Origin of the sequence: Streptomyces sp. ITFR-21 (assembly GCF_031844685.1) — a bacterium.
In the GTDB taxonomy this organism is placed as follows: domain Bacteria; phylum Actinomycetota; class Actinomycetes; order Streptomycetales; family Streptomycetaceae; genus Actinacidiphila.
Map to the genome: position 1 here is coordinate 1 of NZ_CP134606.1, position 17,266 is coordinate 17,266.

The window sequence follows — 17,266 nt, forward strand, 5'->3', positions numbered from 1 at the left end:
CCCGCGGAGCGGGTACAGAGGCGGGGCGCCCTCTGACAGACCGTCAGCGCGGAGCGCTGACCGGCCGGCCCGCGGGGCCGGCCGGGAGCCGGCCCGCGGGGCGGGCCGGGGGCCGGTGGGTGGTCGCGGTGGTTATCAGGCTTTCTGTTTGCGGGTGTTGCGGTTACCGATTGGCTGGCTAGGTGGTGGGGGCGTCCCCGGTTTTCATGCTGGCCTTTCGGCGGTTTCTCGGCGGTTTTTCTCTGGGTTTCCGGGGTGTTTCTCGTCCGGGTCCGATGTCCTGCTGTGTGGAACCAGTATAGGGGGCCGGGGCCGCCTTTTTCAGGTTATGCAACGGGAATTGATGGGGCATCGGGGCCGGTCGCCCGGGGTGGCCCCGGGCCGGTGTCGTGCGCCCCTCTGTACTGCTCTGGTGGGAGCCTACAGCGTCCGGGGCGGCGGAGGGAAGGTGAGAGAGGGCGGTAACCGGGCGGGGGCGTGAGGGGCCTTTCTGGGCTTTCCGGAGGTGGCGTTAGATTCGCGCGCCCGAGTTGGCGGGGCGTTAGATTCGCCGGTTTCCGGTGGCGTTAGATCCGGGCCGCTCCAACGGAGGTGCGGGGGCGGCGCGTTAGATTCGCGCCCGGGATGGCGGGGCGGCTTTCCCGATGGTGTTAGATTCGCGTTCCTGATTCGGTGGCGGGGATCGGGCGGCGGGTGCCGGTCGGCCCCGGGGTGGGTGGTGGTCGGTCGGGGGTGCGCGGGTTGCGGGCCGGGGTGGGGGGCTGGGTGGGCGAAGTTCCTAGTAGGGGCCTGGTTCGGTGAAGCGTTGTAGGGGTGTCCCGTTCGGGTGTTGCATAACTCGATGAACCCATGTACTGTAGTTATCACGAGGTCGGGGGAACGAAGAACCGGCCGAGAAACCGACTCACCACTGACCCTCTGGAGGGGATCTTCATGTCCGGTACCAAGTCCTTCACCACCCAGGCCGGTTCCACCTACTCGTACTCCGTCGAGACGGGCGAGAACGGCGAGGCGGTCTACGACCTCTCCCGCGTCTTCCAGGAGGGCGCGATGCCGATCGGTTCGATCGTGGTCCACCCGGACTACAACCTGAACCCGGCCGTCCCCGGTCTGCTGAACATCCAGTTCGGCAAGGGCAGCACCGACCGTCACGAGCGGGTGGACGTGCCCATGCTGGGCGACGGCGACCTGATCTACGTGGTCGGTCACCAGCTCGTCAACCCGGCCGATCTGGACGTCAACCCGGAGGACGAGAAGAGCGACCCCAACCCGAAGATCACGTTCCACCGGACCGTGCTCGGCGCGCACTTCCCGACCAACGCCCCCTCCGGGCGTGCGAGCACCGCCACGTTCGAGAAGGTCCGCGACCTCGTGACCGCCCTGGTCACGGAGTACCGCGCCGACAAGGCCACGGCCAAGCGCGAGGCGCAGTACGCGGCCTTCCTCAACGGCCAGCGGGCCGAGGCGATCCAGCCGGAGATCGACAAGATCGACTCGCAGATCAAGGCGCTCCAGCTCGCGCGGGCGGAGCTGACGGAGAAGCTGAACGGCTACAAGGCCGCGTAAGCACCCCGACCCGGGCCGGGCGGCCCCCAACCCCCCCCGGGGCCGCCCGCGCCCACCACGGCCCGGCCCCGGCCCCCCACACCCCCTCCACCCGGGAACCGGGGACCGGGCCACCCCCCACACCAACCCACCCCCTGACCCCGGCCCGGGGCACCCCCCACCCCGGGCCGGACCCCCACCAACAGGGGCGGGCGGACCTGAGTCATCGCAAATCGTTGCACAACTCGATATTTAGATGTACTGTAGTTACAGCAGGTCGGGCGGGTACCGCAGGCCGGCTTCTCTGCCAACCCAAACGCCCGGTGTCGTAGCTCAGCCGGACAGAGCGCGCCCCTGCGAAGGGCGAGGCCACGGGTTCGAAACCCGTCGACACCACCACCCCCGAACACACCAACTCATCGAATCTCACGGGAGATCGCTATGGGCAAGTCCGTCATGCGCCGTACGGCCATCATCCAGGCGTCGCACCACCTCGTCGAGGGCGTCGCCGCCTTCCTCGCCGTCCGGGACTGACGACCCCCCGACCCGCCCGGGTGCACCGCGTCGACACGGCGTCAGGTGCCCGGACGGGCCGGAGGGCCGGGCAGCACCGCCCGCCTCACCACCCAAGGAGACAGACCCCATGACGACGCACCACAGCTCGACGGCCGCGGCGCCGGCGGCATTACACGGGGCCCGCTGATGTGGCCCGCGATCCTGGCCGTTGCGGGCACCCTCCTGGGGGTCCTGGCCACCGGCAGTGTCCAGCGCCGATCGGATGCGGACCGGGAGCGCGCCCAGCATCGTCGGGAACAGCTCGCCGCCGTTACGGCCCTGATTTCGGCCCTGGTCGATCACCGCCGGGCGATGTGGTCCCGGGAAGACGCCCGCCTCTCGGGCGCCCCGGCCGCCGTCGTGGCGGAGGCCCGCGCAGCCAGTCACGTGACCCGGTCCGCGGTGACCCTCCCCGAGGTGACGACGCTGGTTTTCGCCCCGTCCCTGCAAGACGAGGTGCGCACCGCGATTCGGACCGCCTACGCCCTGCGGAACGCCCCGGACGCCGCCACCCTGGCCGCGCTCCGAGAGGACGCGGTCAACGCCGCCGACGCTCTCACGGCCGCCGCCGCTATCGGAGCCGTCGCCGCCGCTGCCGTGTTCCACATCCTCATTTCGGCCCCGCCGTCGCCCTGGTGGGTCAACGCCATGGTGCTGACCACCGTTGCAGTGTGCACCTACACCGCCACCGGTAACACCCTCCACAACCGCGAGATCCGGCGCAAGGCCAAGTGACCAGGCCCGCCGGCGCATCCGGCGGGCCGTACCGAAAGGAAACCGATGCGGGCCTTTTGCCTCGTCATCGCGGTGGCGACGCCGATTCTGGCCGTCCTCGCCTTCGCCTACGGCAAGCGCCACGGAGCCTGACCCGATGGCCCCGCGACTCACCCCGAAACGGCTCGCCGCCATCCGTACGGCGGCCGAGCACCCGAAAGGGAGCATCGACCCGCGCACGGTTTCGAAGGCCGACGAGCTTGCCCTCGAAGAACTCGGCCTCGCCGACTCGATCGACGACTGCGGCCACGTCCAGCGATCGCCCGACCCCGAGCACACGCACCGGGGGCACCCGCACTTCTTCCGCCTCACCGACGACGGCCGCGCGGCTGCGCGTGGTCCACAGGAGGAACCCCGCACATGAATGACCAGCACCGGAGCGCGCTCGCCAAGCTCGCCAACCTCCAGCGGCGGGCCGATGTCCTGCTCGTCAAGACCCGCACCCGGGCCGTGTACGACGAACTCGTGACGGCCAAGGACACCGCGGCCGAGTACAACCTCGAAGGCGAATACGCCGAGGCAACGCGCGAGCTGGCGAAGTTCACCGAGGAGCCGCCGAAGGTGACCGACGAGGAGGTATTCGCGCACCACCAGTTCAAGGCGGAGACCCTCCGCGGCCTCATCGACGAACTCGGGGCCGAGGGCGACGTGTTCCGGGAGGCCCTCGCCGAGGCCGAGGCCGAGCTCGCCGACCTCACCCGCGGCGCCGACGTCCGTCTCGTCTCCTTCGGATACCTCCACCACGGCGACGGCCTGCCGGAGGACCTCCGCCCCGAGATCGTCCTCGACCTGCGCCGGCACTTCCGCGACCCGCACGTACACCCCGAACTCGTCCAGATGAACGGCCTCGACCTGCCCGTGCACCGTCTCGTCATGGGCACCGACGGAATCGCCGAGCTGCTCGACGCCACGGCCGCCGCCGTCCGCGCCTTCCGGTCTGGCCCGTCCGCTGGCCCGGTCACCGTGGCGGTTGGATGCGCGGGCGGGCGCCACAGGTCGGTGGCATTCGCAACTTCCCTCCGATCGTGGCTGGACAAGGAGATGAGCGTCACCGTCGAGCACCTCGACGTGCAGCGGGACGTCATCGACCGGTCCACCGAGCCCGAGGCCGTTCCCGAGCAGCACTGACCCACCCGCGCAGCAGCGCCCGGCCCCACTCACGGGGCCGGGCGCTGCTGTCGTTCTACGAGGCAGCGGCACGATTCCCACTGGCCGCGCGCTGGTGTTCGACGGCCCGCCGCGTGGCCCGCATCGTTGCGAGCCCTATCCGGACCCGCTCCGCCCGCCGCCAGAGCAGTAGGCGCCGTTCCTCGGTTACTGCCAGTCTCCCGGCTGGACCTCGGCATAGGTCCACTCGGAACGGCGGAACCGAGTGTGCCCGGCGTCCCGCGCGTGCTCGGCCATCCACCGGTCCAGCTCGGCCGCGCTCGCATGCCGGCCGGAGTCGGCGCCGCAGTCGGCATCCTCGCCCGTGACGCACACGGCGTGGAACTCGGGCAAGGCGGAGTCGTCGGCCGCGATGGTGTAGTTCTGGAATCGGAACCGTCTCGTTGCCACCGCGAGTCACCCCCTGCCGTGATGTGTTGGGGCGTATCGCTCCCCGGTGTCCGGGTCGGGAGAACTCACGGTCATGGTGACGTGCCACTCCCATGCGCCCTCGGTCGCGCCAGGTACCCGGGCGAGCGTGAGCCCGTGCGGTTCGAGCGACGGTGCCCGACGGGCAGCGTCGGCAGCGGCCTGCAAGGCATCGGCCGGTGTCGCCCCGACGCACACCAGGGCGGCAAGCGCGCTCACCGAGACGTCGCTCGACGGGCTGTCTTCGCCGAGGGCGCCGACAGCAGCCCGTGCGCTGTCGAGCGAGCGGACAAGATCATGGGCGAAGGGCGGCGCCGACTCGACTCTGTCGACGGCCCGCCCGTGGTTGGCGGCAGGGAGCAGCGCGTTCGGGCCGCTCTCCGAGTCATCAGCGGTTGCATGGGCCATAAGGGGGGTCACTGCGAGCGCGGGCGGTGGCCACCGCGCCGACGCGTCATCCAATCCGCACACACAGGCACCGCTTCAGAAGGAGGGGAAAACTTCAATACTTGTCATGCCTACGGCAATCCGTCAAGGAGTCTCTTCAGCGCGTCGCTTACTGCCCCGCTGCCGCTGGTTTTTCAGGGACTGCTCTTTCACACCGAGATGGCCAGCCAGGCGCCCCAGACGCCCGCGCGCCTCCCCGGTCTGGGTATCCATCGCAGCAGCATGCCGGTCAGCCTTGGCGCGCGCGTCAGCGAGATCCCCCTCCAGGCGCCGCACCTCGTCCATAGCGGCGAGGTACGCGGCCACATTGCCGTCCGCTTTGTCGAAATCGGTGAGACGTGCGTGCTGCGAGGCGCCCATGGGCACGCATAGTACTAATCTAGAGTACCTTTTCGCAACACGCCCTGCGGTTGGTATACGAGCGCCGGTGGCTACTGACGGCTGCGGCCGTGATGGCTACGAGGGCGACCAGGGTCCCGGCGACCAGCAGGATCTGGTCGAGCAGCGCCGTGCCGTACGTTGATGGGGCTCCTTGAAAATCCCCACCCCCTGCTCGGGGGTGACCCCGCACCTGCTCAGTGGAGCTCCCCACCCACAGGCCATCTGACCTGCGAACGGGCGCCGCAAGGGAGGGGCCGCCCGATAGCCAGCCAGGTCCAGGGGCGGGTCGGACTGTCCAGGGTGGCCGAAGGCCAGCGCGGAGCGCCGCCGCAGGCGCCCTTGACCGGCCGGCACGGCCCGCACACTCCACGAGCGGGCGGCCCCGGCCGACAACGCGCGCCACGCTCGCTGAAACTCCCCACTCAGTTGAACGCCGGAGCGAGTGGGGCGACGAGTAGCCCTGGCCGTTTTCAGAGAGCCTCATCAACGTGTAGAGGCGGGCACGGGCGATCACTGTCGGGTGGTCGTGGCTCAGTGCGGCGCCGGCCATCCCGGCCACGGCGGTGCCGAGTACGAGCGCGAGGATGTGGCCGGTGGGGGCGGTGGAGACACGGTGTACGTCCGACTGACCGAACACCGAGTAGCGCTCTCCCCGGTACGCAGATGCGGGCAGCGGTCACGGCTGATCTATCAGCGCTGCGACGCGCGCCAGGATTGCGTCGACGTTGGCGGCGAAGACCACCTCAACCGCGACGACATCGAGGACACCTCCCTGTACCGGGAGGTCCGTGCCCATGCGACGCTGCTGGCGACCGACGTGGTCCGGGCATCGGCCCATCGAGCTATCGGGCAGACTCCGGTCATCCCAGTACGGGCCCGCGGTAGTGCCAGACCAGCGGGTCCTCGCCCTCGGCCGGCCGGGCGTCCACGGCCGCGACCCCGGGGAGGGTCAGGCGGATGCGGGGCGGCGGGGATGGCGGATCGGACGTGTGTTCGAGGATATGCCATGTGAAGCGCGCTTGACAATGCCCGGTCGGACCGTCAATTTATGTGAAGCGCGCTACACAACGTGGCACCGGAGGGGAGAATTATGCAGGTCACCGTTCAGCAGATCAAGGACCTCTGGGCTCACGGCGGCAGGATCGACCGTGGCGACGACTACAGCCCCGTCACCACCGACGATCTCAGCGCACTCGACATCGACACCGACGATGACGGCGTCCCGCTCGACAGCGAGTGGCAGGTCATCGCCGACCAGATCAACAGCGAAGTTTCCGCCGAGGCGGCGCCCGGCTCCGGCCATGAGCTCCTGCTCCAGGGAGTCGAGGACGCGGCCCGCGCCATCGATGACGCCGTAGAGGAGCGGGACGGCAGGATCCGCCACGCAGTCGCCAGCCGCGTCCCGGTCGCCGCTATCGCCAGGGCCGCCGGCCTCACCTGCAAGCGGATCTACCAGATCCGCGACAACCGCCGCTGACCCGGTGTGGCCGCGCCTCCGACAGGCCGGGGGCGTGGCGCACTGGGCCCACCACGACCCGGCACGGTCCCTCCGTGCAGTCGCAGCCCGTCCTCCGCCTGTGCCCGCCGGAGCGGGCGGCCGTGCGCCGGGCCGGCGCGGTGTCAGCCGGCGTCGAGGTTGTCGCGCAGGTCCCGCAGGTAGCCGTCCAGGCCGGGGACCACGGCGACCCCGCTCGTGCCGAGGGCGGCGAGATCCGCGGTGATCGCGGCTGCGATCTCGTCCAGGCGCTCGTCCGCGGTGTCGGCGGTGATGCCGTACTTCTCCGCCTCGTAGCCGCTGATCGCGCTGTCGATGTCCCACTGCGCTACCAGATCGCTCTCGGTGAAGCCCGGGGTCTCGCCGAACTGGAACGCCTGCTCGTCGTCCAGGCCGAGGTGCTTCGGGATGGCATCCTCGGCCTCGTGGGCGTCGGCCCCGAGGCGGGCGATCCGGTTCTCCCCGTCCCAGTGCTCGGACCAGTCGGCGAGGACGCGGTCGGCCAGCGGGCGGAGCTGCTCCATGGCCAGGTTGGCGGCCTCGGCCGTCAGGCACGGTACGCCGTAGCGGCGCTCGTAGCCGCGGAGACATGTGAGATCTCCTGTCGGGGTGTGTGGCGTGGTGGGTGCCGGCCCCCGGGCGGGGCGGGCGGCGGGTCAGGCGGCGTCGCGGGCGGCGCGGCAGGTCTCCCGGGCGATGCGGTTGCGGGGGCGATCGGGCCTGTACACGTGCTCCCCGCGGTCGCGGGGCCGAGTCCGCGCCTGCTGGTTATGGGGCGGGGACTCCCGCCTTCTTCTGGCTACCGCCGCACGGTGCGCGGGTCAGGCATGGGGGGTGTCCCGGCTGCCGCGGTGGTTCCCCCGGCCTGGGCGGGTCGCGCGTGCGGCCTCGACCAAGTCCGCCGGGTAGAGGTTCTCCCCGGTGCGGCCGGGCTGCCGTCCCTCTGCCGGGATGCCCCACCGGCGCAGCTGGCCGCCGGTGGCATCCGCACTGGACAGGCCCAGGAGCCCGGTGATGTGCGACACCGGCCACAGAGTGCGTTTGCGCTGTGCGAACGCCCGCACGGACTCCGGGCGCCATTGCGGGCGGCCTGCGGCGTACCGGTCCGGGCGCATCAGATCCGTGCGCTGCAGCGTCTGCCATCCGGTGAGGGACAGGCCGGCACCGTACTTCCGGAGCAGGTCCATCGCCTGGTCCCGGGTCACGTACCGGTCGGCGGCGCCGGCCTGCCAGGACGGCACCCGCGGGAGACCGAGGACGCCGATCGGGTACCAGTGGGGCTCCTGCACCCGGGCCTGGTCCTCCAGCCAGCCCGTCAGCGGCACCACGGACACTGACGGGAGGATCTCCCATCGGACGGTCCGGATCGCCCGCCTGTCCGCGTTGCGGACGGGGCGGTAGGCGTCGGGCAGGCAGTGCAGGTCGGCTAGCTCGGCATTGGTGAGGTCGCACTCGAACTGGACGAGCATGGTCCCGCCGGGCACGGCGTGGGATGTGGCGTCGTGGAGGGCCTCGGTGAATGCTCGGGCGCGGGGGGTCAGTGCGTCCAGGTCTACCTCTTCGTGGTAGGCGGGGACGAGGCGGCCGTTTTCGTGTTCGTGGGCGTCGCGGCGGAACTTCACGCGGAGGATCGTGGGCACGGCGGCTCCTTCGGGTCGTGGGCGGAGGGTTCTTGGGCTACTCGTAGTAGTCGTTGAGGTAGGCGTCGTCCGCCGCGTCGGCACGGGCGTCAGCGGCTGCCGACCGGGCGAGGGCGTCGTCGATGATGCGCCGCAGGAGCGGCGCGCCCTCCAGGCGGGTGTCGTCGACGAGGTAGCAGGCGCCTTGTACGTCGGGGTGTGTCGGGTAGGTGCCCATCTCGTAGTCCAGGCCCCTGGGGCCGCCGAGGTGGCGCCCGGCCCAGTCGCGGGGGGTGTGGCCGAGGTGTACGCGCTGGCCTGTGTATTTTCCGCCGAGGGTGATCGGGGTGTCGGACTCGAAAGCGGCCCGCAGCGCGTCGGCGGGGCCGATGACGCCGAGGAGGGGGCCGGGGGTGCGGATTTCGTTGGTGAGGACGAAGGGGAGCTCGCTCACGGTGGCCTTCCGGGTTTTGAGGGCGCCGATGGTGATGCGGTGGGCGAGGGAGGCTGCGTCGATGACCCACCGGCCGGCGGTCTTGGTGGCGGCGATGACGCCACGGCGGCACCAGGTGCGGATCGTGGCAGCGGTGACGCCGGCGCACTGGGCGGCTGCGGTCGTGTTCATCGGGTCCCTCCCTCTCGACAGCAACCATAATGCTCGACAATCGAGCAAAATGCAAGGGGCACGGGGAACCAGCCAGGCGCTCCAGGCTGCTAGAGTGGGCACCGCAGTGAACTGCTGCTCCCCGCACGGCGGGGCTGATCCCCGCGTTCAGTTCAGTCACGGTGGGTCGTTTGCAGTGCTCCCCATCCCGTGGGGCTGATCCAATGCCGGTGGCCGCGAACACCCTGCTCCCCGCACGCCGGGGGCCCCCCACCCGGTATCCCGATTCACCCCAGTGGGGTTGAGCCCCCGCCGGTATCGCACCGGCGGGGGCTTGCTGCGCCTACGCCTCCCGCGCCGCCGCGTGCAGCCCCTGCACGGTGGCGTAGTCCTCGGTGAGGCCAGCTTCTGCGATCCCCGCGTGCAGCGTCTCGGCCGCCGGAGACGTGCTTGCGGACCGGTACGCCGCGCAGGACAGCGGCCAGTTCGCCGCCCGGGCCGTCATCGCCTGCTGGGACCTGATCACGCAGGAGCGGGTGGGCAAGGCGGTCGTGGACGTCGCCGAGGAGAAGCGCAAGCCGGTCAAGCTGCGCGCCGACCGCCGCCGGGGGATCACCGATGACGGCACCGTGCGGCTGGTGACCATCCGCGGCCGGCAGCCCTCTACCCCCCGGCCCCGCCAGGAGATCGGCGCCGACGGCGCGGTACCGACCCGGCACTACGACCGGGGCCGGTGGTGGGTGCACGAGCACACCCGCGACCACTGCATGAACCCGTCCCTGCACGCCAGCAAGGGGTGCACCCACCAGGACATCACCATCCTGAAGTACCCGAAGGGGCCGCAGGACAAGCCGTTCCTGGACACGGTGTACGTCTTGCGGGCCGAAACCGAGTAGCGCGTCACCCGGCACGCGGACGGGCGCCCGAGGCCATGAAGGTTGGCTTCGGGCGCCCGTCCGCGCTGCGGGCAGCGGTCACGGCTGATCTATCAGCGCTGCGACTCGCGCCAGGATCGCGTCGACGTCGGCGGCGAAGACCACCTGGTCGCCGTTGTCGAACTCAGCCCGGGGGCGGTACTCGGACCGCTCGGCGACGACGCGCCACCTCACCGAGTGGTCTTCGTGGTTGCGCACCGGCCAGTCGGCGACCTCGGGGTGCTCCCGCTCCAGCTGGATGGAGGCCATGGTGGGGAGGTAGTCGCGCAGGGGCATGACGGTTTCGCCCGGCTGGGAGTGGACGGCCCGTACCAGGCTGATCCCGACCGCGTCCAAACTGGCGGGCCAGTTCACGATCACCGTGATCGCGCCGGCGCGGGAGAGGTGCCAGGCGCCGTTGTCGTCGGTCTCCAGCCAGCCGCGGGCGGCCACACCTGCCCGCATCCGTGCCCATGACTCCTCGCTGTTGCCGGCGCCATGCAGGCTGAGGACCACCGGCAGCCGCACCGGCGGGACGTCGGCCGGGGGGACGGCGTTGAGGTACTTCGTGATCCGCGTGCGGTCCTTGATCCCCATCGCCGCGGCGATGGACAGCGCCGACATGCCGCCGACGTTCTTGGCGTCCCTGATCGTCTGCTCGTAGGCCGTGGCGGCGGTCTCCTTGGCCTGCCGCGCGTCCCGCAGACGCTGCGGCCAGGACTGGTCGCCGGGGGTTCCGTTCATGCGTTGGTTCCTTCCAGGGGGCCGTGCCGGGCGGTGCTCGCCCGGCACGGCGGTTCGGGCGGTCGGTCAGTGGTTGTCGGCGGTGACGTACCAGCGTCCGTTGTGCTGGACGGCCGTGACCTTGCCGGTGCGGCACCAGCCGAGGACGGTCGCCGCGGTGCGGCCCACGGTCTGCGCGTACTGCTGGGCGGTGGGGGCGTCGGGCGGGCAGGTGTGGGCGCCACACCGGCAGTCCCGCGGCTGCTTCCGCTCCTGTTCGGCCGCGCGCTGCTGCTCCTCGCGCTGCCGCTGGTCCTCGGTGGCGCGCTCCGTCTCCCGTTCCTGCTGGGCCTGGACGAGTTCGCGGATCGCGTCGGCCTTGTCGCGCTGGTGCTCGCGCCGCAGGCTGGCGCCGATCTCCTCGGCCAGGCGCTCGCGTTCCTGGTCCCTGCGCCGGGCCTCGCCCTCGGGGTCGAGGTCGAGCAGGAGGGTGTTCAGCTCCCCGACCTGCGCGAGGAGTTCGGCCCGGCGGGCACGGAGCTGGTCCGCCTCGGGCTGCGGCTGCACGGTCGTCTCACTGACGATGACGTACGCGCCGTCTTCGTACATGCCGAGCGCGGAGCGGGGAATGTCCCGGACTTCGACGCTGACGCCGTCGGCGTCGATCGCCGGATACGTCATCGAGCCGCCGCGGGGCGGCAGCTCGCCCTCCACGACCACCACCCCGCTGGCGAGCCGGACGGGGGAGTCCCGGCCGGGCCGCTCGGCGATGATCCGACCGGCGAACTGCGCTTTGGCGCCCGAGTGGTAGGACAGCTCGTACCTGGCCAGAGGGATGCGGACCGTCACCAGGTCGGTCATGTCCTCGGGGGAGCCATCGGTCCCGAAGTAGTCCCGCACCAGGTCGCGGGCGCGCTCTTCGTCGCGGGCGTCCACGCTCCACGCCTTCCTCTCCCGCTCCCACTTGCCGCCGATCTCCTTGACGCCGGCGACGAAGTCGGCGTTGTACGGGGTGAAGATCAGCAGTCGCTTGCCGGTGGCGCTGGGGGTGATGCGAATGTCGGACACGGGTTCTCCTCTGCTGGGGATGGACCACCCCGGCCCATCGTCTGCATGTTAAGCATACACACATGTAGGCCATGCATACAACGACAGTTCGCGAGGTCTGCCCCTCCCGCTCGACCACCCCCCGGTCATCGCCTGCGACGGCTGCGGCACCACCACGGAGCGCCCGGCCGGCCGAAAGGGAAAGCGCGATCTGCACGAGCTGGGCTGGCGCGGCCGGGGCAACCCCGCCGAGCGGCCCTTGCGGTTCGCCCCGCACACGTTCGTGTGGGGCGGCCCTTGGTGCCGGGTGGGGCTACCCGGCTTCGGCATACCGGTCGCTCGCGCCCTGTAGAGGCGGGCGTCGGTGGTGGCGAGTACGGGCGCGAGGATGTGGCCGGTGGGGGCTCTCAGCCACCATACGGTCAGGGTGCCGGCGGCGAGGCCGCGGGCCCGACGGCGATCATCGCGAGCCGTGCGTCGGGCCCGATCAGCGTGGATCCCAGCCAGGCTCCGGCGCTGATGAGCAGCAGGGTCAGGACCAGCACGGTGACGCAGCGCCATGCGGCGCCGGTGCGTGTGCAGGGGTCCGGTGTGCGTATTTCTATGTCCCCGTGGCGTGCCATGGGGGGCATTATTGCCTCCGTGTCAAGAGTTGATTTGGACAGGATGGCGATGGCGGGATGCTCACGCTCGGAGCTCTGATGAACCGCCCGCCGGGCGGGCTGCGGCTGGTCGCCGGTGAGGGCGAGCTGGGCCGGATGGTGGCGGGTGTGTGGCCGGTGGAGATCGGGGCCCCTGTTCGGCCTGGCGGGTGGACGGACGTGCTCGCGCTGGTCGGGCAGTCCGCGGCGGCGGCCGGTGGGTGGGCGGACCTGGTGGGGCAGCTGGTCCGCAGCGGGGCCGCGGGTGTGGTCACCGCGGCTCCGGCGGCGGACGGGCTGCTGTCCGCCGCGCTCGGCCGGCTGCCGGTCCTCGAAGCGCGGGAGTGCTCGGGGGCTTGGCTGGCTCAGCTGGTGTCGGACGCGCGGGAGGCCGAAGCGGGCAGAGTGGCGCGGGCCGCCGCGGGCGAGGCCGAGCGGCTGCGGGTGCTGCTGGGGCTGGTGTCCGGGCGGGAGGACACCGTGGGGGTGCTGCGGTGGCTGGCGGGGGCGGTGGACGGGCGGGCGGTCCTGGTTGTCCCGGACCGGCGGGTGCCGGTGGTCCGGGGCGGCCTGGTCCTGCCGGAGGCGCGGATCGCGGCCGTGGCGGAGGGGGTGTCCGCGGCCGTGGCGGAGGTGCCGGCCGGTGAGGACTGGGTGGTGCGGCTGTACGGGCTGGGGCCGCGGCCACCGCGCGACGTGCTGGTGGTGGCGCGGCGCGGCGGGTGGCCGCCGGGGGCGGTGGAGCCGGTGGCGGCGGCCGTCCGTGTGCTGACCGGGTGGGCCGCGCAGCGGCGCGCGGCCGAGGCCGACCGGGCGCACCTCGGCGCGGCGGTGCTGGAGATGCTGACGGCCGGTCAGGTGGAGGCCGCGCGTCGGGCGGCCGGGCCGCTGGGGCTGAGTCCGGCGGTGCTGGCGGCCCGGGAGGTGCGGGTGCGGGTGCTCAGCACGCGGACCGGCCGGCGGGATGCCCTGGTGGCCGAACTGCAGCACCGTCTGGGGGAGAGGGCACTGGTGGCCCCCGGATCCGCCGGGGACCGCGTCGTCGTGCTGCACCCGGTCCCCGACCCGGAGGGAGAGGAGGAGGGGGAGGGGGTGGGGGGTGTGCTGTGCCGGGTCCTGGACCGGGACGCGGGCCTGTGCCTGGGGGCGGGCCGGCCGGTGCCGCCGGAGGCGGTGGCCGCCGGGCGCTCCGAGGCGGAACGGGCCCTGAGCGCGGCGGTGGACGCGCCCGGCCGGTGGGCCACCTACACCCCGGTGGTCGACATCGCCTCCGCGCTGCCGGGCGCACCGGCGCACCGGTGGGCCCGGAGTGTGCTGGCGCCGCTGGAGGAGTGGCCGCGCGAGCGGCGCGTGTCCTTCGCGCTGACGACGCGGCTCGCGCTGGCCTACGGTCCGGGCGAGGTGGCCCGCCGGCTCGGCGTCGACCGGGACACGGTCGGCAACCGGGCGTGGGCGGTGGCGTCCGCGGCCGGGCTGGACTGGTCGGACCCCGGCGACCGGATCGTGCTTGATGTCGCGCTGCGGGTGCGGGAGCTGAGGCTGCGCACCCTCCCCTACACCGGGTCGCTGACCTTCGGGGACCTGCTGAGCACCGGCCCGGTCGCCGAATGGGCGGTCGGCCTGCTCGGCCGCCTGGCCGGCGGGGACCTGCTGGACGTGGTGCTGGCCTGGATCGGCTGCGGCACGGACACCGTGCGGACGGCCGCCCGCCTGGGGATGGACGTCAAGACGGTGCGGGCTCGCCTGCACCGGGCCGAGGAGCTCGCGCAGCGGACGCTGATCACCCCTTCCGGCCGGGGCGCCGCACGTGACCGCCCTCCCGCAGGTGTGCACGACCTGGTGCTGGCCGCCTACGTGACCGGGCGCGCGCCGACCGTGCTCACGCCCCGCCACCTGCACCACTGACCACACCACAGCAGCGCAAAACGCCAGATTCATGCCATTGTTGACAAACGAGAACATCTGGCTCGCGTAGGCGAGGCACGGCGCCACTGGGTGGCGGAGGCGATGTGATGGACGACGAGGACGACTCCCTGCCGCTGCGGCTGAGGTGGGTGGGCGACCCCGGTGAGACCGCGGACCAGGCCGGTCTGCTGCGGCTGGCACTCACCCAGGCCATCGGCGACCTGGGCGGGCTGGGCGGTCTGGCCCACCTGTCCGGGCCGCAGGGATCCCTCCGCCTGGCGGCCGTCGGCGGACTGCCCGAGGCGGTCACCCAGCCGTGGGAGCAGCTGCCGGCCGACTCGGCAACGGCGCCGATGCGGGCCGTGGCCGCCTCCGGCGTGGTCTGGTCCGCGGTCTGGCCCGGACCGCCGCCGACGGGCGGCCCGGTGGGGGTGCTGTCCGCTCCCCTGACCGCCGCGGACGGCACGCCGGTCGGCACCCTGTCGGTGCTGCTGGCCGCCCTGCCGGAGGAGGAGACCCGCCGCAGGCTCAGCGCGCTGGCGGAAGCGGCCAGCGCGCAGCTGCCGGCGGTCCGGATCTGGCTCAGCGGCGCGAGCTGGTGGCGGGACTCCGACCCCCGGGGCCTGGGCCGCCAGATGATGCGGGAGGTCCAGGTCGGTTTCTGGAGCTGGGACACGGAGACCGGCCGGATCGACTACGACCAGACCACCGCGGGCATGCTCCCGCTGGCCGGCCTGGACCCGGCGACCTGGGACGGGCAGATCTCCGGGTGGCTGGAGCGCATCCACCCCGCCGACCTGCCGGGCGTGCAGGCCGCGATCGAGACCTCCTTCGAAACCGGTCGGCCGTATGCGGTGGTCTACCGGGTGGTGGACCGGGAGCGGCGGATCTCCTGGCTGGAGCTGCGCGCCGCTTTCGAGGAGCCCGGGGAGGGCGAGCCGGTCCGGATGACCGGCACGGCCTGGAATGTCACCGAAGCCCACAGCCGCGAAATGTGGCTGGGGGGCGTACTGGAGCAGAACCCGGACCCGATCTTCGTCGTGGACACCGGGGACCGGGTGGAGTGGGCCAACCGCGCCGCACGCGACCTGACCGGCCTGACCGCCGAGGAGGACGTCCCCGCCGGCCGGGCCCTGTGGGAGCTGGCCGGGCAGCTGCGCGGCCAGGGGCTGCCCGAGCTCCTGGACCGGGCGAGGGCGGCCCCGGCCGCCTCGCATACCGCCACAGTGACCATGCGGGCTGTGCGGGCCGCCGGAACTGCCTGGTACCAGGTGCGGGCCGCCGAGGTCGGCGGCTACGTCGCCGTCCAGTGGACGGACATCACCGCACAGACGATGGCCGAGCAGGAGGCCGCCGAACGGGCGCGCCACCTGGAGGACCTCAACCGCGCGCTGATCCAGGCCCCAGACACCGACGGCATCGCCGCGGCGATCAGCACGCACGTGCTGCCGATGGTCGGCGCGGACGGCCTGGTCCTGCACGACCTCACCGGCCACCAGCCGCGGCTGGTGGCCGTCACCGGACACGGGGACGGCTTCCGCGCGGAGATGGCCGCGGTGCCCTGGCCCGACCGGCTGGAGGCCACCGCGCTGGAATCCGGACCCCAGTACGTCTCCAGCCGGGACGAGCTGGCACGCCGCTGGCCCCACCTGCTGCCGCTGGCACGCCTGGGCGGGCAGCGGGCATGGGCCGTCGTGCCGCTGATCGCCTCCCACCAGGTAACCGGCACGGCCGTGCTCACCTGGACCCGGCCCCGCCACCTCGGCGCCGCCGACCGGTCCGTGCTCGGCACGGCCGCCGTCGTCATCGCGCACGCCCTGCGTGCCGCCGCGGCACACGAGCGGGACCGGCGCCGCTCGGACCGCCTGCAACGCGAGCTGCTCCCCGGCCCGCCGCCCGAGCTGGCCGCCGTCACCGCCGCCGCCCGCTACCGCACCACCACCGGGAGCGAGGGCGACGTGGTGGGCGGCCACTGGTACGACCTCGAACCCCTGCCCGGAGGCCGGGTCCTGGCCGTCATCGGCTCCGTCACCGCCGGCCCCGACGCCACCGTAGCCATGGGCATCCTGCGCCAGGCCGTCCTGCTCATGTCCGTCCAGGACCTGCCGCCCGACGAACTGCTGGCCTACGTCAACGACACGATGATCAGGCTCGGGCGGCGGCTGGGCGGCGGCGCCGTCACCGCCACCTGCCTCCTGGCCGTCTACGACCCGACCACCGGCCGGTGCGCCATCGCCTCCGCAGGCCACCCCCCGCCGGTCCTGATGCGCCCCGGCGGGATCCCGGCCGCCGTGGACATGCCCACCGGCGACCGCCTGGGGGAGGCGCGGGTGCCCGCCGAGGTCACGGAGCTGTCCCTGCCCCCCGGGTCACTCCTGGTCCTCCACGCACCCGCCACCGGCGACGCGGACCCCCAGGACCGGCCGCTGACCGAGATCATCGCCTCGCACCAGGCGGCATCCCCCCTGCCCCCCGCCGTCCCCGACCCGCCCGACGGGTGGCTGGACCGCCTGTGCGACACCATCACCCGCGACCTGCCCGGCCCGGACGGCACCGGCGACCTCGCCCTGCTCACCCTCCTGACCCGCCGCCTGCCCACGGAACACATCCTGGAGTGGGACCTGCCGCGCCACCCCGAATCCGCGCGGGCGGCCCGCGACCTGGCCGCACGCGCGCTGACCGGCTGGGGCCTGGCCGACCTGGTACCCGCCGCCGAGCAGATCGTCTCGGAGCTCGTCGGCAACACCGTCAGGCACGCCGTAGGACTCGGCCAGAGCGCCGACGAGGACAGCAGGGACGGCCGGGACGACATCCGGCTGCGGCTGCTGAATCTCCGCGGCGGCGAAGTCGTGTGCGAGACGTACGACGGCTCCAAAGCCGCCCCGCAGGTCAGACACCCGAGCTTTGAGGATGAATTCGGGCGCGGCCTGGTAATGGTCTCCCTCTACGCCGCCTCCTGGGGCACCAGGTACACCCCGTCCGGCAAAGTCGTCTGGGCAGCGGTACGCGCCGAGGGACGTGAGTAGCCCACCACACGCCAC

Annotated in this window: 16 protein-coding genes and 1 tRNA gene; 9 read left to right on the forward strand and 8 right to left on the reverse strand. The window is 72.4% G+C overall.

All coding sequences use genetic code 11. The features are described from left to right. The first annotated feature begins 933 nt into the window (after window positions 1-933). The 5 genes from RLT57_RS30680 to RLT57_RS30700 all read left to right on the forward strand — a co-directional run bounded on the left by RLT57_RS30680 (window position 934) and on the right by RLT57_RS30700 (window position 4,002). Complete coding sequence (locus tag RLT57_RS30680) at window positions 934-1,566, forward strand: hypothetical protein (RefSeq protein WP_311300932.1); 633 nt, start codon at window positions 934-936, stop codon at window positions 1,564-1,566. 301 nt (window positions 1,567-1,867) lie between these two features. Continuing rightward, window positions 1,868-1,944 (forward strand) — tRNA-Arg (locus RLT57_RS30685). A gap of 303 nt (window positions 1,945-2,247) precedes the next feature. Continuing rightward, the gene (locus RLT57_RS30690; RefSeq protein ID WP_311300933.1) at window positions 2,248-2,835 is read left to right on the forward strand and encodes a protein kilB; all 588 of its coding nucleotides are present in this window, start codon (window positions 2,248-2,250) and stop codon (window positions 2,833-2,835) included. 136 nt (window positions 2,836-2,971) lie between these two features. Beyond that, window positions 2,972-3,238, forward strand: coding sequence for a hypothetical protein (locus RLT57_RS30695; protein ID WP_311300934.1), 267 nt, complete (start codon window positions 2,972-2,974; stop codon window positions 3,236-3,238). Then, on the forward strand, window positions 3,235-4,002 hold the full coding sequence (locus tag RLT57_RS30700; RefSeq protein ID WP_311300935.1) for a RapZ C-terminal domain-containing protein: 768 nt from the start codon (window positions 3,235-3,237) through the stop codon (window positions 4,000-4,002). Before RLT57_RS30695 ends, RLT57_RS30700 begins: the two co-directional genes overlap by 4 nt. A 186-nt stretch (window positions 4,003-4,188) precedes the next feature. On the opposite strand, the gene RLT57_RS30705 is transcribed toward RLT57_RS30700, so the two are convergent. Beyond that, window positions 4,189-4,431 carry a hypothetical protein gene (locus RLT57_RS30705; RefSeq protein ID WP_311300936.1) on the reverse strand — a complete coding sequence of 81 codons (243 nt, stop codon included), beginning with the start codon at window positions 4,429-4,431 and terminating at the stop codon, window positions 4,189-4,191. A 549-nt stretch (window positions 4,432-4,980) separates the two neighbouring features. Continuing rightward, window positions 4,981-5,256, reverse strand: coding sequence for a hypothetical protein (locus RLT57_RS30710; RefSeq protein WP_311300937.1), 276 nt, complete (start codon window positions 5,254-5,256; stop codon window positions 4,981-4,983). A gap of 1,111 nt (window positions 5,257-6,367) precedes the next feature. Between RLT57_RS30710 and RLT57_RS30715 the strand changes: the two genes are divergently transcribed. Continuing rightward, window positions 6,368-6,754, forward strand: coding sequence for a hypothetical protein (locus RLT57_RS30715; protein WP_311300938.1), 387 nt, complete (start codon window positions 6,368-6,370; stop codon window positions 6,752-6,754). Between the two features lie 143 nt (window positions 6,755-6,897). Here RLT57_RS30715 and RLT57_RS30720 read toward each other — a convergent pair whose 3' ends face one another. The 3 genes from RLT57_RS30720 to RLT57_RS30730 all read right to left on the reverse strand — a co-directional run bounded on the left by RLT57_RS30720 (window position 6,898) and on the right by RLT57_RS30730 (window position 9,016). Then, window positions 6,898-7,296 carry a hypothetical protein gene (locus tag RLT57_RS30720; protein WP_311300939.1) on the reverse strand — a complete coding sequence of 133 codons (399 nt, stop codon included), beginning with the start codon at window positions 7,294-7,296 and terminating at the stop codon, window positions 6,898-6,900. A 297-nt stretch (window positions 7,297-7,593) separates the two neighbouring features. Beyond that, window positions 7,594-8,412 carry a hypothetical protein gene (locus RLT57_RS30725; protein WP_311300266.1) on the reverse strand — a complete coding sequence of 273 codons (819 nt, stop codon included), beginning with the start codon at window positions 8,410-8,412 and terminating at the stop codon, window positions 7,594-7,596. A gap of 37 nt (window positions 8,413-8,449) precedes the next feature. Beyond that, window positions 8,450-9,016, reverse strand: coding sequence for a helix-turn-helix domain-containing protein (locus RLT57_RS30730; RefSeq protein ID WP_311300940.1), 567 nt, complete (start codon window positions 9,014-9,016; stop codon window positions 8,450-8,452). Between the two features lie 374 nt (window positions 9,017-9,390). Between RLT57_RS30730 and RLT57_RS30735 the strand changes: the two genes are divergently transcribed. Next, window positions 9,391-9,891 carry a hypothetical protein gene (locus RLT57_RS30735; RefSeq protein WP_311300941.1) on the forward strand — a complete coding sequence of 167 codons (501 nt, stop codon included), beginning with the start codon at window positions 9,391-9,393 and terminating at the stop codon, window positions 9,889-9,891. Window positions 9,892-9,969: 78 nt separating this feature from the next. Here the strand turns inward: RLT57_RS30735 and RLT57_RS30740 are convergent, their stop codons facing one another. From RLT57_RS30740 to RLT57_RS30750, 3 genes are all read right to left on the reverse strand, one after another. After that, on the reverse strand, window positions 9,970-10,653 hold the full coding sequence (locus tag RLT57_RS30740) for a hypothetical protein (protein ID WP_311300942.1): 684 nt from the start codon (window positions 10,651-10,653) through the stop codon (window positions 9,970-9,972). Window positions 10,654-10,719: 66 nt separating this feature from the next. Then, window positions 10,720-11,700 carry a hypothetical protein gene (locus tag RLT57_RS30745; protein ID WP_311300943.1) on the reverse strand — a complete coding sequence of 327 codons (981 nt, stop codon included), beginning with the start codon at window positions 11,698-11,700 and terminating at the stop codon, window positions 10,720-10,722. Window positions 11,701-12,101: 401 nt separating this feature from the next. Next, window positions 12,102-12,302, reverse strand: a complete 201-nt coding sequence (locus RLT57_RS30750) for a hypothetical protein (protein ID WP_311300944.1) — start codon at window positions 12,300-12,302, stop codon at window positions 12,102-12,104. Between the two features lie 78 nt (window positions 12,303-12,380). Between RLT57_RS30750 and RLT57_RS30755 the strand changes: the two genes are divergently transcribed. Together RLT57_RS30755 and RLT57_RS30760 are read left to right on the forward strand one after the other, a co-directional pair. After that, window positions 12,381-14,225 carry a helix-turn-helix domain-containing protein gene (locus RLT57_RS30755; RefSeq protein ID WP_311300945.1) on the forward strand — a complete coding sequence of 615 codons (1,845 nt, stop codon included), beginning with the start codon at window positions 12,381-12,383 and terminating at the stop codon, window positions 14,223-14,225. A 107-nt stretch (window positions 14,226-14,332) separates the two neighbouring features. Then, window positions 14,333-17,251, forward strand: a complete 2,919-nt coding sequence (locus RLT57_RS30760) for a SpoIIE family protein phosphatase (protein ID WP_311300946.1) — start codon at window positions 14,333-14,335, stop codon at window positions 17,249-17,251. Window positions 17,252-17,266 lie beyond the last annotated feature (15 nt).